The sequence below is a fragment of the Bacillus sanguinis genome, from assembly GCF_018332475.1.
Taxonomy (GTDB): domain Bacteria; phylum Bacillota; class Bacilli; order Bacillales; family Bacillaceae_G; genus Bacillus_A; species Bacillus_A sanguinis.
The window spans coordinates 1-17,659 of the sequence record NZ_BOQB01000040.1; the positions used below are offsets into that span (position 1 = coordinate 1).

14 protein-coding genes, 1 riboswitch and 1 other annotated feature are annotated in these 17,659 nt (G+C 34.5%); of the genes, 10 read left to right on the forward strand and 4 right to left on the reverse strand.

Annotation, left to right across the window (positions count from 1 at the left end; all coding sequences use genetic code 11):
- The first annotated feature begins 5 nt into the window (after window positions 1–5).
- The 3 genes from KI369_RS05845 (at window position 6) to KI369_RS05855 (ending at window position 5,543) form a co-directional block, all read left to right on the forward strand.
- Entirely contained in the window at window positions 6–1,295 is a 1,290-nt protein-coding gene (locus KI369_RS05845; RefSeq protein WP_212955361.1) for a sensor histidine kinase, read from the forward strand.
- A 2-nt stretch (window positions 1,296–1,297) separates the two neighbouring features.
- Window positions 1,298–2,230: a response regulator gene (locus KI369_RS05850; RefSeq protein ID WP_212955351.1), complete on the forward strand. Its 933-nt coding sequence runs from the start codon at window positions 1,298–1,300 to the stop codon at window positions 2,228–2,230.
- Between the two features lie 118 nt (window positions 2,231–2,348).
- Window positions 2,349–5,543, forward strand: coding sequence for a DEAD/DEAH box helicase (locus tag KI369_RS05855; RefSeq protein WP_212955352.1), 3,195 nt, complete (start codon window positions 2,349–2,351; stop codon window positions 5,541–5,543).
- A gap of 94 nt (window positions 5,544–5,637) precedes the next feature.
- Here the strand turns inward: KI369_RS05855 and KI369_RS05860 are convergent, their stop codons facing one another.
- Entirely contained in the window at window positions 5,638–5,772 is a 135-nt protein-coding gene (locus tag KI369_RS05860; protein WP_000047588.1) for a DUF3934 domain-containing protein, read from the reverse strand.
- 405 nt (window positions 5,773–6,177) lie between these two features.
- Window positions 6,178–6,436, forward strand: a binding site (T-box leader).
- A gap of 70 nt (window positions 6,437–6,506) precedes the next feature.
- Here KI369_RS05860 and asnA point away from each other — a divergent pair.
- Together asnA and KI369_RS05870 are read left to right on the forward strand one after the other, a co-directional pair.
- The gene (asnA, locus tag KI369_RS05865; protein ID WP_212955353.1) at window positions 6,507–7,490 is read left to right on the forward strand and encodes an aspartate--ammonia ligase; all 984 of its coding nucleotides are present in this window, start codon (window positions 6,507–6,509) and stop codon (window positions 7,488–7,490) included.
- Window positions 7,491–7,628: 138 nt separating this feature from the next.
- Window positions 7,629–8,057 carry a helix-turn-helix domain-containing protein gene (locus KI369_RS05870; RefSeq protein ID WP_212955354.1) on the forward strand — a complete coding sequence of 143 codons (429 nt, stop codon included), beginning with the start codon at window positions 7,629–7,631 and terminating at the stop codon, window positions 8,055–8,057.
- Window positions 8,058–8,288: 231 nt separating this feature from the next.
- Here the strand turns inward: KI369_RS05870 and KI369_RS05875 are convergent, their stop codons facing one another.
- Complete coding sequence (locus KI369_RS05875) at window positions 8,289–8,744, reverse strand: VOC family protein (protein ID WP_212955355.1); 456 nt, start codon at window positions 8,742–8,744, stop codon at window positions 8,289–8,291.
- A gap of 349 nt (window positions 8,745–9,093) precedes the next feature.
- Window positions 9,094–10,323 carry an aspartate kinase gene (locus KI369_RS05880; RefSeq protein WP_212955356.1) on the reverse strand — a complete coding sequence of 410 codons (1,230 nt, stop codon included), beginning with the start codon at window positions 10,321–10,323 and terminating at the stop codon, window positions 9,094–9,096.
- A 198-nt stretch (window positions 10,324–10,521) separates the two neighbouring features.
- Window positions 10,522–10,708: riboswitch (Lysine riboswitch) on the reverse strand.
- Window positions 10,709–10,899: 191 nt separating this feature from the next.
- Here KI369_RS05880 and KI369_RS05885 point away from each other — a divergent pair.
- From KI369_RS05885 to KI369_RS05895, 3 genes are read left to right on the forward strand one after another with little or no spacing between them, the layout of a single operon-like run.
- Entirely contained in the window at window positions 10,900–11,808 is a 909-nt protein-coding gene (locus KI369_RS05885) for a DoxX-like family protein (protein WP_000676650.1), read from the forward strand.
- Between the two features lie 3 nt (window positions 11,809–11,811).
- Complete coding sequence (locus KI369_RS05890) at window positions 11,812–12,417, forward strand: DUF4166 domain-containing protein (RefSeq protein ID WP_074563740.1); 606 nt, start codon at window positions 11,812–11,814, stop codon at window positions 12,415–12,417.
- Between the two features lie 5 nt (window positions 12,418–12,422).
- On the forward strand, window positions 12,423–14,048 hold the full coding sequence (locus tag KI369_RS05895) for a YndJ family protein (protein WP_212955357.1): 1,626 nt from the start codon (window positions 12,423–12,425) through the stop codon (window positions 14,046–14,048).
- Window positions 14,049–14,077: 29 nt separating this feature from the next.
- On the opposite strand, the gene KI369_RS05900 is transcribed toward KI369_RS05895, so the two are convergent.
- Window positions 14,078–14,563 (reverse strand): 8-oxo-dGTP diphosphatase, encoded by a 486-nt coding sequence (locus KI369_RS05900; protein WP_212955358.1) that lies wholly within the window; start codon window positions 14,561–14,563, stop codon window positions 14,078–14,080.
- Window positions 14,564–14,732: 169 nt separating this feature from the next.
- Between KI369_RS05900 and KI369_RS05905 the strand changes: the two genes are divergently transcribed.
- Both KI369_RS05905 and KI369_RS05910 read left to right on the forward strand, forming a co-directional pair.
- Window positions 14,733–15,977 carry an N-acetylmuramoyl-L-alanine amidase gene (locus KI369_RS05905; RefSeq protein WP_212955359.1) on the forward strand — a complete coding sequence of 415 codons (1,245 nt, stop codon included), beginning with the start codon at window positions 14,733–14,735 and terminating at the stop codon, window positions 15,975–15,977.
- Window positions 15,978–16,232: 255 nt separating this feature from the next.
- Complete coding sequence (locus tag KI369_RS05910; RefSeq protein WP_212955360.1) at window positions 16,233–17,645, forward strand: S-layer homology domain-containing protein; 1,413 nt, start codon at window positions 16,233–16,235, stop codon at window positions 17,643–17,645.
- Window positions 17,646–17,659: the final 14 nt, after the last annotated feature.

The following is a 17,659-nucleotide window of genomic DNA, read 5'->3' on the forward strand; positions in this document are numbered from 1 at the left end:
CACCTTTGAATTGGAATCAGTTATGGAAAAAAGATATATCCCTTTTAATTATATTAATGGTTGTTGTTCCGATTGCTGGAGAGCTTAATTTTCATCCTTTTAATGATATGTTTCGCGTTAGCTTTGGGACACCGCTTTTCTTCTTTTTATTACTATTTTTAAGAAGAATACCAGCAGCGGCTGCAGGTATCCTTGTCGGTATATGTGTCGTTTTATTCCGCGTATGTCTTGACTGGGTTATGCAAGGTTCTTTTCATATGACAGAATCATTTTATTTGCGTTATCCTGTGTTCTTTTATTATTTTATTTATGGAAGTCTTTTTTCACTTTGTAGGGTGAATAAGTTTCATCAGAAACCAATTGTTATTGGATGTCTTGGAATTACAATTGAAATTATCGCAAGTATGTCAGAACTAGCGATTTATCATATGGTCGTACTCGGTACAACGATAACAGTTTCTGAAGTAAATAAACTTATTATTATTGCTATTTTCCGTAGTTTCTTTGCGCTTGGATTTTTAAATATGATGAACTTATATGAAACGAAATTAAAAGAATCACAAGTTCGAAAAGAAAATGAAAAAATGTTCATGCACCTTTCAAATTTATATGTAGAATCAGTTCATTTGAAAAAAACGTTGCAAAATGCAGAGTTGATTACACAAGAAGCATATCAACTATATCGAAACTTACAAGCGAACGATGATTCCAACAGTAAAACAGCACTGAAAATAGCAGGAGAAGTGCACGAAATAAAAAAGGATAATCAAAGGATTTTTGCAGGATTATCTAAACTGCTATTAGATAAAAATGTGGCGGAGTATGTAGAAGGTCATGAGCTTACAGAAATGATTGTAAGAATAAATGAAAAGTATGCTGAAATGCTAGGTAAAGATATACGCTTTTCTAAACATATAGAAGGTGAACACGCTGCATACCACGTGTATACAGTGCTATCAATCTTTAATAACTTAGTTGCCAATGCGGTAGAAGCAATTGAAGATAGAGGTCTCATTCATATTAAATTATTTAAACGAGAGCAATATGTAATCTTTGAAGTAATTGACGATGGTCCTGGTATAGCCCAAAAATATAAAAAATTAGTATTTAAGCCCGGGTTTACTTCAAAGTATGATCAAACAGGAACGCCGTCAACAGGCATTGGACTTTCTTACATACATGAAATGGTAACAGAGCTCGGCGGAGAAGTAAGATTAGAAGACAATGAAACCGGAAAAGGGTGTAAGTTTATCGTTTGTTTACCGGAGTGCAGTTTAAAGCGGGAAGGGGAATAGATTTGTTTTATTATATCGTAGATGATGATGAAGTTTTCCGTTCAATGCTTTCGCAAATTATTGAGGATGGTGATCTTGGGGAAGTAATTGGAGAATCGGAAGATGGAGCTTTTATTGAAGCAGAACAGTTAAATTATAAAAAAGTAGATATATTATTTATTGATTTATTAATGCCGATGAGAGACGGCATTGAAACAGTTCGTCATATAGCGTCTTCATTTACTGGGAAAATTATTATGATTTCCCAAGTTGAATCGAAACAGCTCATTGGTGAAGCGTATACACTTGGTGTGGAATATTATATTACGAAACCACTAAATAAAATAGAAGTAGTATCGGTTGTACGAAAAGTGATAGAGCGTATTCGCTTGGAACGTTCTATATATGACATTCAAAAATCATTAAATAATGTATTTCAGTGGGAAAAGCCGCAAATGCGTAATGAAACAGTGCAAGAAGGTAAAAAGATATCAGATTCCGGACGCTTCTTGCTGGCAGAACTCGGTATTGCGGGAGAGAACGGAAGTAAAGATTTACTTAGTATGCTGGAATATTTATATGGACAAGAAAAGGCGCAAACATTTGAATTTGGATTTCCGGCATTAAAAGATATTTTTCACCAAATAACATTAAAAAAATTAGATCATATAGCTTCGGATGCAGATATAGATAAGGAGAGAAAAGCATCTGAACAACGTGTAAGAAGAGCGATTTATCAATCATTGAATCATTTAGCTTCTCTCGGACTAACAGACTTTTCAAATCCGAAATTTGAAAGCTATGCCCCGAAATTTTTTGATTTCACTGTAGTGAGAAAACGGATGACAGAAATGACAAAGGATGAAATAGCAACTTCTGGCCATATACGAATTAATACGAAGAAATTTATTCAAGTGTTGTATTTTGAGGCGAAACGGTTGATGGAGATAGAGTGAAGAAGGTGCTTATAAATAAGCATCTTTTTTTGTTGAATCAACATTTTATATTTTCTCCTGGAGCATGTAAAATGTTAAGTAAGAGAAAATGGTTTTACATTAAGGAAGTGTCAAAATAATGAGTTTTACATTAAATAAATCGATTATTAAAGAAGTATGCGGAGAAACCTCATATAAAAGAGGCGAAGCGTATTATAAAGCGAATAAAGTAATCGTGAATCATTATGATGAAACGAAAGAAATTTGTGAGGCGACGGTAAAAGGGAACGAAGATTTTCATGTTACAGTAGAAAAAGCTAAAAAGGGTGATGTAGTTGCGAGATGTAGTTGCCCTTCATTAGCATCTTTTCAAACGTACTGTCAACATGTTGCAGCCGTACTAATACAAATAAATTATAACCAGCAAACAGGCGGCACGGCCGAAAATATGAGCGGAAATGATCAATTAACGAGCGGGATGTTTCAGTTGTTTGCAGAAAAACCACTGCGGCCCAAAAGTAAACAACATCGTTTTGATACCCGTGAAATATTAGATGTTGCGTTTATATGTTCACCAGTAGCGACGAAAAGCGGTGGGGCTCTTCTGGGAATTCAGTTAAAACTTGCGAAAACATATTTTATAAAGCATATTAGAGAATTTCTTTCTAAAGTGGAGAAGAGAGAGCCTTTTCATTGTTCCAATGAATTTACATACACACCAGATGTACACAGTTTTAAACAAGAAACGGACGCGATTATACAACAACTCATTAAAATATATCATAATGAAAAAATGTATGAAGATGCACTAGAAGTACATGCGAAACAAGATGAAAGTATGATATTTATACCGCCAGCTTCGTGGAAAGATATGCTCTCTTCACTTTCTAAAGTAGAGTATGTACAGCTGAAACAAAATGAGCAACTGTTTCATGGCTTGCAAATGTCAAACGGTTTATTGCCATTACATTTTGAGTTTACGAAAGGAAATAATGGTGGGTTCACACTTCATATAGATGGCCTAAATCGTGTTCAAGTTATGGAAATGTATAACAACGCTCTTTACGATGGGAAATTATATCATTTACCTATGGAAGATTGTATGCGGCTTATTGAATTGCAAAAAATGATGAGTCGCTCTAATAGCAATCAGTTTTATATTCCTGAAAGTAAGATGGAACATTTCGTAGCGAAAGTTGTGCCAGGATTAATGAAACTTGGAACGGTACGAATTGACGAAGTAATATCAGATCGTGTTGAAACGCCGCCGCTAAAAGCAAAACTGTATTTAGATCGTGTGAAAAATCGTTTGTTAGCAGGCCTGGAATTTCATTATGGAAACGTCATGATCAATCCGCTAGAAGAAGATGGACAGCCTTCTGTTTTTAATCGTGATGAGAAAAAGGAAAAAGAGATTTTAGACATTATGGGTGAAAGTGCCTTCGCGAAAACAGAAGGTGGTTACTTTATGCATAATGAAGATGCTGAGTATAACTTTTTATATCATGTCGTTCCAACGTTAAAGGGCTTAGTTGATATTTACGCGACAACAGCAATCAAATTACGCATTCATAAAGGTGATACAGCACCTCTTATTAGGGTGAGAAGAAAAGAAAGAATTGATTGGTTGTCATTTCGTTTTGATATAAAAGGAATACCAGAAGCGGAAATTAAAGGTGTATTAGTGGCTCTTGAAGAGAAACGTAAATATTACCGATTAGCGAATGGTTCTTTATTATCACTGGAGAGCAAAGAGTTTAATGAAATTAATCAGTTTGTAAAAGAATCAGGTATTCGGAAAGAGTTTTTACACGGGGAAGAAGTGAATGTCCCGCTTATTCGGAGTGTGAAATGGATGAACGGACTTCACGAAGGTAATGTTTTAAGTTTAGATGAATCTGTTCAAGATTTAGTTGAAAGCATTCAAAACCCGAAAAAATTAAAGTTTACAGTGCCGCAAACTTTACATGCCGTAATGAGAGAATATCAAGTATATGGGTTCGAGTGGATGAAAACACTCGCTCATTACCGTTTTGGTGGTATTTTAGCAGACGATATGGGACTCGGGAAAACGCTGCAAAGTATTGCTTTTATAGACTCTGTTTTGCCGGAAATTAGAGAGAAGAAGCTGCCTATATTAGTCGTTTCTCCGTCATCTCTCGTTTATAATTGGTTTAGTGAATTGAAAAAATTCGCTCCACATATTAGAGCAGTAATTGCAGATGGAAATCAAACAGAACGACGAAAAATTTTAAAGGACGTAGCGGAATTTGATGTCGTAATTACGTCATATCCGTTACTGAGAAGAGATATAAGATCGTATGCGAGACCGTTTCATACACTATTTCTTGATGAAGCACAGGCGTTTAAAAATCCTACAACCCAAACTGCAAGAGCAGTGAAAACAATTCAAGCTGAATATCGTTTCGGATTAACGGGAACGCCTGTCGAAAATTCATTAGAGGAGCTATGGTCTATCTTCCATGTCGTATTTCCGGAATTATTACCAGGAAGAAAAGAATTCGGTGATTTAAGGCGTGAAGACATAGCGAAGCGCGTTAAACCTTTCGTATTAAGACGATTAAAAGAAGACGTATTACAGGAGCTTCCAGATAAAATAGAGCACTTACAGTCATCGGAGTTATTACCAGATCAAAAGAGACTTTATGCTGCTTATTTAGCGAAATTAAGAGAAGAAACGTTAAAACATTTAGACAAGGATACGTTACGTAAAAATAAAATTAGAATTTTAGCTGGTTTAACAAGACTGCGCCAAATCTGTAATCATCCGGCTTTATTCGTTGATGATTATAAGGGTAGTTCAGCTAAATTTGAACAACTGCTAGAGATACTAGAGGAATGCAGAAGTACAGGGAAGAGAATTTTAATCTTTTCTCAATTTACGAAGATGCTGTCTATTATTGGTCGGGAGTTAAATCGTCAAGCTGTTCCATACTTTTATTTAGACGGAAATACACCTTCGCAAGAACGTGTAGAGCTATGTGACCGGTTTAACGAAGGAGAAGGAGACCTATTTCTCATTTCTTTAAAAGCTGGTGGTACAGGTCTTAACTTAACGGGTGCCGATACGGTTATATTGTACGATTTATGGTGGAATCCTGCTGTTGAACAACAAGCAGCGGATAGAGCGTATCGAATGGGGCAAAAAAATACAGTACAAGTTATTAAGTTAGTAGCCCACGGAACAATTGAGGAAAAAATGCATGAACTGCAAGAAAGTAAGAAAAATTTAATCGCTGAAGTGATTGAGCCGGGAGAAGAGAAATTATCATCAATCACGGAGGAAGAAATTCGAGATATTTTAATGATTTAATATAAAAAGCTATGCTTTCAAATATATGAGAGCATAGCTTTTTTGTGTAATAATTATAATTTGTTTTGAAGAAAGTAAAGAGATAATACAGAATTTACTTTTTAGTCCCTTTACTTTTATATGGCTTGGCAGCTGCCTTTTTCTTTGCACTTGATTGCCAACGATTCCAGCCTTTACTTCCTGTACCTTGTCCTACACCTTTTTTCGGTTTTGCTTTCGTTTTACTCATATGATCACTCCGTTATATAAAAATCTTATTTGATAATAGTCAATGATTTAGAACATACTCTTTATAAATGACTATGATTGCTTTAAGTAAAAATAAACTGCTTGAATGCTATAGTATAACACGAATTTGCACGTAAACTGAAAGGAATTACAAAGAAAATGAAAATAATACGAAATACTGCGGATTCTATATTTCGAACGATTACATTACTTGTTGTGTATATGTTAGTCTCGGTTAGTGAAACGTTTTTTGGATTGACGAGACAGAAAAAGTAAAGATGTTAAATTAGCAACAATCAATAAAGCCGTAAAATAAAGAATTGAAAAATATTTTTAAATTTTTGTTGACTTTCTTTATTTTTTGTATAGAATAATCATTAATAAAATGTTTCAGAGATGTGACAACAAAACGACTATGAAAGGACGAGTAGTAGTAGGAAGTAGTCTAAGCGAGTCAGGGGTGGTGGGAGCCTGATACGAAGCCTATTATGAAGAACCTCCTGGAGTTGCTAACCGAAATCCTTTATAGGAAAGTAGACTTAGCCGGGAACTTCGCCGTTACAAGAAGAACAGTATCGAGATATTTCATCTCCGTATTGTATAAGTGAGCAACCTCTGTTGCTAATTTGGGTGGTACCGCGGAACCAAAGCCTTTCGTCCCAGTTTTTTGGGAAAGAAGGGCTTTTTTTGTTGGCTTCTTTTCACAACATCCAAACATTTTAGGAGGAAACCACCATGTATCAATCATTAATGACAGTAAGAGAGACTCAAATCGCAATTAAGGAAGTTAAAACATTTTTCGAGGACCAATTAGCAAAACGCCTTGAACTATTCCGCGTATCTGCACCATTATTCGTAACGAAAAAATCAGGATTAAACGATCACCTAAACGGTGTAGAACGTCCAATTGAATTTGATATGTTACATTCAGGAGAAGAATTAGAAATTGTTCATTCACTAGCGAAGTGGAAAAGATTCGCATTACATGAATATGGATATGAAGCTGGTGAAGGTTTATATACAAACATGAACGCGATTCGTCGTGATGAAGAACTTGATGCAACACATTCTATTTACGTTGACCAATGGGATTGGGAAAAAATCGTTCAAAAAGAATGGCGTACTGTAGATTACTTACAACAAACAGTACAAACAATTTATGGAATATTTAAAGATTTAGAAGATCACTTATTTGAAAAGTATCCGTTCCTTGGAAAGTATTTACCGGAAGAAATTGTTTTCGTTACTTCTCAAGAACTAGAAGATAAATATCCAGAATTATCACCGAAAGATCGTGAACATGCGATTGCGAAAGAACACGGTGCAGTTTTCATTATCGGAATTGGTGATGCACTTCGTTCAGGTGAAAAGCATGACGGACGCGCAGCTGATTATGATGATTGGAAGTTAAACGGTGATATTCTATTCTGGCACCCAGTACTACAAGCTTCATTCGAATTATCATCAATGGGAATTCGTGTTGATAGTAAATCACTTGATGAACAGTTAACAAAAACGGGTGATGATTTCAAACGTGAGTATGATTTCCATAAAGGTATTCTAGAAGATATACTACCATTAACAATTGGTGGTGGTATTGGACAATCAAGAATGTGCATGTACTTCTTACGTAAAGCACATATCGGTGAAGTTCAATCTTCTGTATGGCCTGACGATTTACGTGAAGCTTGCAAGAAAGAAAACATTCATCTGTTTTAATAGAAGTGAGAGTAGCTCCAACACGGAGCTGCTCTCACTTTTTTGTTGTGTAAACGAATGGTTTACAGTGAATTTTACCAATAGTTTCTTTCTTTTTCATCTCCCATTATGTCATAATTTGTTAAAGGAGGGGACGTTATGAGCTTAGGAGAACAGTTAAAAAAACTACGAGAGTCAAAGGGATTTTCACAAGAGGATGTTGCTAAAAAGATTGGCGTGACGAGGCAAGCGGTATATAAATGGGAAAATGGTAAAAGTTATCCTGATATTGATAATTTAATTTTACTAAGTGAAATGTACAATGTTACGCTCGATGAGTTAATAAAAGGGAATCAAAACATTAAAGAAAAAATACATATTAATGAAGAAGATGAGGATTTTGAGAAAGAGAACGAGTTTGGTTTTTATATTGGATTTGGTTTGTTAATAATGAGTGCTTTCATTGATTATGAAGGAATTCAAAAGATGTTATTAGGAATTGCGTTATTCATGATGGTTTTTTATTTTGATATGAAAAAAGTTATTTTAAATGAATATAGATCGTTTTTTCATGGGAAAGAGCGATAAAATATAAAATGAGATGAGTCAGTTATATTTCCTAGGAAAAGGTAAAGTGAACAATTAAATTGCTCTATAATGATTTTATAATTTTAGTGATATGTTAAAGAACTGTTTGGATAGAGTCTTGAAATCTATGTGTAAAATGAAAATACATTTTTTAAAGCTCAAACAAGCATAACCACGTTCTAGAGTGAGAACGTGGTTAACAATATAGTAGTTTCATTTATAATACATCACTTACTTGTTACCAAGTTCTTCCGCTAAACCGATTAAAATGCCTTCAGTTCCACGAATGTAGCAGAGTTGATATGAATTTTCGTACTGAACTATTTCGCCAACGAGCTGAGCACTATGCTTAGTAGTAAGCCTAGATACCATTTCGTCAATGTCTTCAACGGTGAACATGACGCGCAAATAACCGAGGGCGTTGACAGGAGCTTTCCGGTGATCTGCTATAGCAGGAGGGGTAAGAAATCGCGAAAGTTCAATGCGGCTATGGCCATCTGGTGTCACCATCATAGCAATCTCTACGCACTGAGAACCGAGTCCGGTTACGCGACCAGCCCATTCACCTTCGACAGTAGCTTGCCCTTCGAGTTTTAATCCAATCTCCTCGAAGAAAGAGATTGCATTATCAAGGGATTCTACAACGATGCTGACATTATCCATTCTGAGTAATTTGTTGTTTGTCATTGTCTGTATCTCCTTATATGTAAAAGTGTATGATCTAACCATCTACATAATTATACTATTAAAAAGTTATAAACTCTTTCCAAACAAAAAATAGCTTGTCACAGTATAGGGAAATGTGACAAGCTATTTTTAATTGTGCTATATAGTATCTTGTTAACAAACAATACCGCGACTTCCCCGAAAAATATTTCTACGCTGTATGCTCTTAAAGGGCCCGATCGTTGTATAGAATGAAGTGTATTATTTAAATGATAAATACTTTTCTTATTACTTTATATGCAAATAGCTTTCTATTTATATAGGAAGGAAGTAGATTCATATAATTTGTTTTAAGTTTTACTAGTAGAAATTAACTCATCTGCACTAAAGGCTCAATTTTCGCCATAAATGATTGATGCAGCGCCTCGACACCTGTTACTAAATGAAGGCGGTCAATAACGACAGACACTTTAATTTCTGATGTACTTACCATTTTAATATGAATATCTTCTTCTTTTAAAGTAGTGAACATATTCGCAGCAACACCTGGATTAGAGACCATACCAGATCCTACAATTGATACTTTTGCTAAATGATTTTCATATTCTACTGATTCATAGTGAAGTGCCTCTTGATTTTGTTCCAATACCTCTAATGTTTCTTTTAAATCATTAGAATGGATGGAGAAGGAGAGATGAACAGTTCCTTCATTTGTAATACTTTGAATGATGATGTCTACATTAATATGTGCCGCTGCTAATGTAGAGAAAACAGTTGAAAGCGATCCTTGTTCCAATCCTTTCACTGTGATGCGTGTAATATTATCTTCAAATGCAATACCTTTAACGATTGATTGTTGTTCCATGTTACATTCTCCTTTTACAATTGTTCCATTTTCTTGTTCCATACTTGAGCGAACTTCTAAAATGACATTATGATTTTTAGCAAACTCAACAGCACGCGGGTGTAATACACCAGCACCGAGGTTTGCAAGTTCTAACATTTCGTCATAAGAAATTTCATCTAATTTATAAGCATCTTTTACAACTCGTGGATCCGTCGTATATACGCCAGTCACATCTGTGTAAATATCACATTTTTTTGCGTTCAGTGCAGCAGCTAATGCAACAGCAGTTGTATCAGAACCACCGCGTCCAAGCGTTGTAATTTCATGGTTTTCACTAACGCCTTGGAAGCCAGCTACGATAACAATCGTACCTTCAGCAAGATAAGATTGAATTCGATCTGTATGAATGTCAGTAATCCGTGCACTATTATGTACAGATTCTGTCGTAATACCAGCTTGCCATCCTGTTAATGAAATTGCGTTATAACCTTTTGCTTGTAGTGCCATCGTTAATAATGAAATAGTCACTTGCTCTCCTGTTGATAGAAGCATATCCATTTCGCGTTTACTCGGATTTTCTGTAATCGCGTTAGCGAGTGCGACAAGTTCATCTGTACTTTTTCCCATTGCCGAAACGACAGTGACGATACTATGTCCTCTTTCATATTCTTCAATAATTAAATTTGCTACATGTTGAATGCGCTCAACGCTTCCGACAGAAGTGCCACCAAATTTTTGTACAATCGTTTCCATTACGAATTCCTTCTTTCATCCATTTTTAAGAATAGATTAGGACATATATAAATCCCAATATTCCTGTAGTTACCAGAGAAAAACAAAAAACACCATCTCAAATAAGTGAGGATGGTGCTGTTACAGGAAAAGGGAAACAGAAAACGGAGCTAATAAAAAACCGCCAAAAAAGGAATACCATAAAAATGATATCTCTTTTTTGTAGATAGCTCTTCATACGTACACGTCTGTACATATGACAGTTCTGTTTCTATTCGAAAACAGCCCCAATTGATAAATGCAGAGAAATTTATCAATTTCGGCAATACGTCCTTTCATCTAATTTCATAGACATCTCTGTGTCTCCATTAGAATACTCATAAGTATCGCAACCTCTATCTCACGTTTTAGGCGAGAGTGTTTGATTTATGAAGTTGTTGGTAACATTTGTTTTATAATAATTTAAATTTTTTGGGGAATCAAGTGTTTTGTATAAATTTTAAAAATTCTTTCTTTTTATGAGAAAGTTTGTGAAAAATGTAGCAAAATAAATTTATTACATGTACATTAAAATTATAGTTCATTGGAGGTGGAAGAATGAAAGGAAAAAAGCCTATTTATGTTTCAGCAGAAATGAACACAACAATGGAGAAATTATGGGAATACACGCAAGAACCACATATACATACAGAATGGGATGCCCGCTTTACTGAAATTTCATATTTAGAGAAAAAAGAAGGAGAACCACAGAAATTTTTATATAAAACAAAAATCGGATTTGGACTTGAAATAGCTGGGGAAGGGGAATCGATAGGTGAAATAAGAAAAGAAACAGGTGAACGGATTTCTTCTTTAAAATTTTGGACAGAAAATCAATTATCACTTATTCAAATAGGGCGTGGTTATTGGAAGTATACACCGCGTAAAGAACACATTCATTTTGAGACGCAATATGATTATGATACGAGGTTTGGTCGTATAGGAAATGTAATAGATTTTTATATGTTTCGGCCGTTATTGGGCTGGGCGACTGCTTGGAGTTTTGATGCTTTAAAATTATGGTTAGAAAAGGGGCTTCACCCTAGACTACTAATCAGAAAAACAATGACATATTGGCTCGTATGTTTTTTATTTGCTTTTGTATGGATGTATCAAGGAATAGTACCGAAACTAGTGTTTACTCATTCAGAAGAACTAAAAATGCTATCTGTGATGATTGGTTCAACTGAACATAGTATTTTTGTGCTTAAAACAATTGGATTGCTAGAAATTATTTTTGGTGTTCTATGGCTGTTGCCATTTCCAAAACGAAAAGTATTTTTCGTACATATTTTTATGTTAATAGTCTTAACGATAGCGGCAGGGTTTACGAATATCGTAAGCTTTACAGAGCCGTTTAATCCAATTACATTAAACGTTCTACTAATGGGGTTATCGATTGTCGGTTATATAAATAGCTTCGATTTGCCAAGTGCAAAAAATTGCAAGAGGAAGAGAAAGGAATAATGTATGGCTAATATGTATGAAAGACTATTAGGGGATTCTTATAAAAAACTTCATCCAAAATTACAGAAACGCTATGAGATTACAGAAGAAAATAGCTTTACTGGAGAAGGAAAGATGGATGAAATTTACGGTGGTTCTTTTTTCGTAAAATTCATATTAAAAATTGCATCGAAGTTTCGAATATTTTTCTCTGAGAGAGGTAAGGGAGTACCATTTACAATACATAATACCGCTGAGCATGATGAACATGGACATGAACTTGTGCGGTGGAATCGTACTTTTTATTTTCATAATAAGAAAAGATATTTTAATGCGGTAATGAAACTTGATGAAAATGAAATTGTAGATTATTTTGGTGAACCACATTTACTCGTCTCTACATTGGATTTTTATATTGATGAGTTAGGGGCAATGCATATCTCTTCAAAGAAACAATGGTTTTATATGTTTGGAAGAAAAATCTCTTTACCGAAATTTTTATACGGAGAGGCAAACATTGTTGAAAGTTATGATGACGAATTACAATGTTTTCGAATTCATGTTCAAGTACGAAATCCGTTAATGGGTTCGCTATTTTCATATAAGGGAACGTTTGTGGAAAGGAAATAAACGATATGAGAAATATAATATTTGGTCTTGCTTGTTATATTGTTTTTCTAATATGTGAGTGGCCCGATGTAAATCCTGTTGAAGCAATTATATTATTATCTATTTTGTTATGTATACCGATGTCTTTTTGTATTATTGATAAAAGAGCGAGAAATGGATCATATGTATTATTTTGTAAATCCGTATCGTTTTTATATCCGATAGCGGCAATTAGTGCAATGTTAGCTTTCGTAACAAATTACTATTTATTTGCGCTACTTTGGTTTGTATATACAGGAATTGTTGCGTTATTTGGTGTAAGTAGATTACTAGAAAGAGGATGGAAACCGTTAGAAGAAACGGCTATTGATAGTGCGTTTATTTATTTGTTTTTAGGTGGTTTCTGGTTTTTTGCTTCTGTAGCAAAGATTTCGATTATGCAGTTTACTTCTGACATTGTTTTACTCACAGCTGCACACTTTCATTATTCGGCGTTTCTATTGCCATTATCAGCTGGTTTAATAGGGCGGAAGAGAGAAAAGAGCAGTAAAGTATATGCTGCTATTATGTTTATCATCGTCATTTCACCTATGACAGTTGCGATAGGGATTACATACTCAAGGGGATTTGAATTTTTTGCTGTGTTCCTATATTTATGTGCGATTTATAGTTATGGTACTTATGTTTGGCGCACGAAATTTAATGCTATTAGTGCAAAGATTCTCCTAATCATATCGTCTAGCACACTCATGGTAACAATTATGTTTTCACTTATATATTCGTATGGGAATTTGAAACATGTAATGACGATTACAATTGCTCAAATGGTTTGGATTCACGGTGTTGTCAATGGAATTGGAGTAGCGTTACCAGCATTTGTCGGCTGGATGATTGAAAAGAGCGCTCCGAATTATAAGTATTACGGGAAACAAATGAGCAAGTTAAGAGGAAATGCGACAGTTGGTGAATCATTTTTACATAACAGAAATTTAATAGATAGTAAGGCATACAACGGTTTAGTTGATAAAATGAATGACTTTCATAGTGAGACATTTGATGTGGAGAAGATTCCTTTAAGCATTACTCATTTTTATGAGAATACAAAAGAGTATGAGTTACAATCGCATATTAAATGGGCTCGTTGGTTCCGACCGGTTGCATTTTACTATAAGAAAATGAGTCAGCGTGTAGGACAAATACATTTAGGAATGGGCGGCAAGTGGGAAATGATGCATGGCTCTATCATCGGGGTAATAGATGAGAAGGATGGAAGAGAGAATGTAAGGGCTTGGATAAGAAAAAATGAAGCAGAAGAATCTATTTTTGTAGCTCTTTACTCAAAACATACATATGAGAATGAGACATATATGAATATTGCATTACCTTTACCCTATTCGAATATGACGGGGATTTTGAAATTATATAATAAGAGTAACGATTTAATTATTACTAGTAAGCTAAGAGAAAATGGTAAGGGAGATGAGGGGATTTATTTACATACTCGTTTCTTTACAATACGATTACCGTTAGCAGAGAATTTTATTATTAAAGAGAGAACGGATCAATTATTAGAAGCTAATCATAGAATGTGGATATTTGGAGTTAAGTTTCTAGAAATTGATTATGAGATTAAGAAAATAGAAGAGAAGTAAGAAAAGCTTGGAGAGATTCCAAGCTTTTCTTACATATGCGTAATTGTCATAGCAACTTGTTTATTTAAGTCTCGGTCCCAAACGCGTTGAATTTCAAACGTACCTTTTTCAAAAAATAATGGGAATCTCTCTTTAAACCAATCTTGCATAGGGAGATTTAATGCTGTATCGATTGGTACCCATAATAATTCGCCCTCTGGAGGATTCAGAAGAAGTTCGCCTTCAAATGAGTCTGTCCAATAATTAAATACCATATATCGAACATTTTCTTTCGGATTTACGTATTCATCTAATCCCTTAAAAGTTAAATTTGAAACAAATAATCCAGTTTCTTCTCTTACTTCTCGTTTAGCAGCTTGAACGATACTTTCTGGAAAATCTACTTTACCGCCAGGAGCGATATAACCAGGGAAGCCTAGATGATCGGGGCGCTGTATTAGCAATACTTTGTTATTTTGCTGAATCATACACATCGTGTAAATACGGTGTTCTATATCTTTCCAATACTTGCTCATACGAATCTCTCCTCATATAAAACCTTATAGTTTTTAACTATAGTTATATATGACAAAAAATACAATAATAATACAAAATTATACAAATTATAATTGACTATTACTAATTTTCAGAACTATAATTAGTCTGTTACATAAATACATTGTACTTGAGAGGGGAATATATTCTATGAAAAATAGAATAATTGCAGCAGGAATAATTGCAGCTAGTATATTATCTTATTCATCTAGTAGTTTCGCACAAACAAAAAAATTTCCAGATGTCCCAGCTAAACATTGGGGGGAAGATTCTATTTACTATTTAGTAGATAAAGGTGCAGTTACAGGTAACGATAAAGGAATGTTCGAGCCTGAAAAAGAAATCACTCGTGCAGAAGCAGCTACAATGATGGCCAAAATTTTAAACTTACCAATCGATAAAAATGCTAAACCATCTTTCGGTGATTCTCAAAAAGAATGGTATACTCCATTCATCGCAGCTGTAGAAAAAGCTGGCGTTGTTAAAGGGAAAGGAGCGGGCGTATTCGATCCAACTGGGAAAATTGACCGAGTTTCAATGGCAGCGATGCTTGTTGAAGCATATAAATTAGAGGCAAAAGTAAAACAACCAGTACAAACAAAATTTGCAGATTTAAATGATAGTTGGGGGAAAGATAAGGCCAACATTTTAGTAGAATTAAATATTTCACAAGGTGTAAATAAAACAGAGTGGTTACCTAATAAAACTGTAACGAAAGCAGAAGCAGCGAAGTTTATTGCAAAGTCAGACTCGCTTAAAATAGGTAACCCTTTAGTAGAACAGGTGATTATTATTGATCCTGGCCATGGAGGAACAGACCCTGGGAAGGCAACACAAGGATTACATGAAAGTGATATTGTATTAGATACTTCTAAAAGATTACAAAGTTTACTAGAGAAGAATACTCCATTTCGTGCGATGTTAACGCGTGAAACAGATATTCGTCTTGGCGAAAAACAAGGAGAAGACCTTAAAAATCGTGTGGATTTCGCGAAAGAACATAGTGGAGATATTTTTGTAAGTATACATGCAAATGCTTCTCAAAAACATGATGGATATGGAACAGAAACTTTTTATTATAAAGGATCTGAAAAGAAAGAATTAACTGAGCGTGAAAAAGATAGTTATATGTTAGCTGATAAAATACAAAAGAGATTAGTTAAAGCTCTAGATACAAGAGATCGTGGTGTGAAACCAGAAGACTTTTATGTATTAAGAGAAAATGAGATGCCAGCAGTACTAACAGAGCTAGCATTTTTAGATAATAGTACGGATTATGAGAAGTTAGCTTCAGAATCTGGAAGACAAATAGCTGCTGAGGCAATTTATGCTGGGATTTTAGATTATTATGAGTGGAAAGGCTTTGATGTTTCTAAATCTCGTTTAACGAAATAATAATGTTGATTGCTAAGCCCATCGTCTATATAAAGATGGGCTTTTTATGTAAGTTTTTGTAATCTTGTATCGTAATAAAAAGATATATCGTATTATGCTGATTATGAATAAAATAATGGTAGATTAGTTTATTTTTATCACGTATACTTTTACTGTTGACTATTTAAAAGTTTGTTAGTTTAATAGGGAAAATTATACGATAAAGGGAGGCAAGTTAACACGGGACAAGCATATACATAACGTGTTAAAAAAATTATGAAAAAAGTTATTTCTAATGTGTTAGCAGTGACAGTCGCACTTCAAGTAGTGATGGCTCCAGCAACTTCGTTTGCAGCTGAAAAAGAATTTCCAGACGTTCCAAAAAATCATTGGTCATTTGAAGCGATTACTGATTTAACGTCCAAAGGGGTTATTGCAGGGTACGATAATGGTAAATTTGGCTTTGGAGATGTTGTAACTCGTGAACAAGTAGCAGCATTAATGTATCGCGCATTAAAACCAGAAGCAAAAAGTGATTATAAAAATCCATACTCTGATATTAGCGCAGGAACGACAATGTTCCCAAAAGAAATTTTAGCATTAACAGATATGGGGATTTTCGTAGGTGATGATAAAGGAACGTTTAGACCGAAAGAATCATTAACTCGTGCTGAAATGTCTGTTATTTTACAAAGAGCATTTCAATTAGAAGTAAAAGCACCACATACATTTAATGATATAGATGCATCACATTGGTGGGCAAAAGAAGCAATTAGTGCATTGCAATCTAATGGTGTATCAATAGGGAATGGGCTTGGAGGATTTGATCCATCAGGTGTATTAACGCGTGAAAGCTATGCACAACTATTATATAGAGCAATGCAAATTAAAAAAGATGTTCCTGTTGAACAACCATCATATATTAATCTAGATGTGACATTACCATCTAACGTAACTGCGCAAGAGATTGATAATTTTATTAAAAAATCCCATGCAGATAGTCCGCTTATTGGAACGGGACAAGATTTTATTCAAGCACAAAATGAGTATGGTGTGAGCGCACTATATTTAGCTGCACATGCAATCTTAGAATCTGGTTACGGGAAATCAGAAATTGCATATCGTAAACATAATTTATTTGGTTTAAGAGCATATGATCGCGATCCATTTGCATACGCAAAATATTTACCATCATACAAGGACAGTATTTCTTACAATGCTGATTATGTAAGAAAGAATTACTTAGAAAAAGGTGCTGATCATTTTAATGGTTACACATTGCCTGCTATGAATATTAAGTATGCAACAGATAAAGAATGGGCTGGCAAAATCGCTAATCTTATGGAGCGTATTAAACCGTTTAACAAAAAAGATTATGAAAATGTAAAACGATTACCAAAGAATCCTAATACATTGAATGTAGAGGCATTAGGAAAAGAAATTCCATATAAAGATTATGCAAAAGATGCAACAGCTACTGTTCAATTAGTAGGCTCTTACTACCAAGTACCATATCCATTTGGCTATACAATTAAGAGTGTACCAAATGTTACACAAAATGAAGTTGGAAAATTAGAAAATGGTAAGAAAGTAAATGTATATCGTGAAGATCCAAATGGCTGGGTAGAATTTTCATTTGAAAATGCTCAAGAAAAGTATTGGACATTGAAGAAGAATTTAAAATTATAAATAAAAAAGGTGTT

Bases quoted from the DNA above. Each gene is read 5' to 3' on its own strand.
- KI369_RS05855 (WP_212955352.1), top strand. From the start codon at position 2,349: ATGAGTTTTACATTAAATAAATCGATTATTAAAGAAGTATGCGGAGAA.
- KI369_RS05860 (WP_000047588.1), bottom strand. From the start codon at position 5,772: ATGAGTAAAACGAAAGCAAAACCGAAAAAAGGTGTAGGACAAGGTACA.
- asnA (WP_212955353.1), top strand. From the start codon at position 6,507: ATGTATCAATCATTAATGACAGTAAGAGAGACTCAAATCGCAATTAAG.
- KI369_RS05870 (WP_212955354.1), top strand. From the start codon at position 7,629: ATGAGCTTAGGAGAACAGTTAAAAAAACTACGAGAGTCAAAGGGATTT.
- KI369_RS05875 (WP_212955355.1), bottom strand. From the start codon at position 8,744: ATGACAAACAACAAATTACTCAGAATGGATAATGTCAGCATCGTTGTA.
- KI369_RS05880 (WP_212955356.1), bottom strand. From the start codon at position 10,323: ATGGAAACGATTGTACAAAAATTTGGTGGCACTTCTGTCGGAAGCGTT.
- KI369_RS05885 (WP_000676650.1), top strand. From the start codon at position 10,900: ATGAAAGGAAAAAAGCCTATTTATGTTTCAGCAGAAATGAACACAACA.
- KI369_RS05890 (WP_074563740.1), top strand. From the start codon at position 11,812: ATGGCTAATATGTATGAAAGACTATTAGGGGATTCTTATAAAAAACTT.
- KI369_RS05895 (WP_212955357.1), top strand. From the start codon at position 12,423: ATGAGAAATATAATATTTGGTCTTGCTTGTTATATTGTTTTTCTAATA.
- KI369_RS05900 (WP_212955358.1), bottom strand. From the start codon at position 14,563: ATGAGCAAGTATTGGAAAGATATAGAACACCGTATTTACACGATGTGT.
- KI369_RS05905 (WP_212955359.1), top strand. From the start codon at position 14,733: ATGAAAAATAGAATAATTGCAGCAGGAATAATTGCAGCTAGTATATTA.
- KI369_RS05910 (WP_212955360.1), top strand. From the start codon at position 16,233: ATGAAAAAAGTTATTTCTAATGTGTTAGCAGTGACAGTCGCACTTCAA.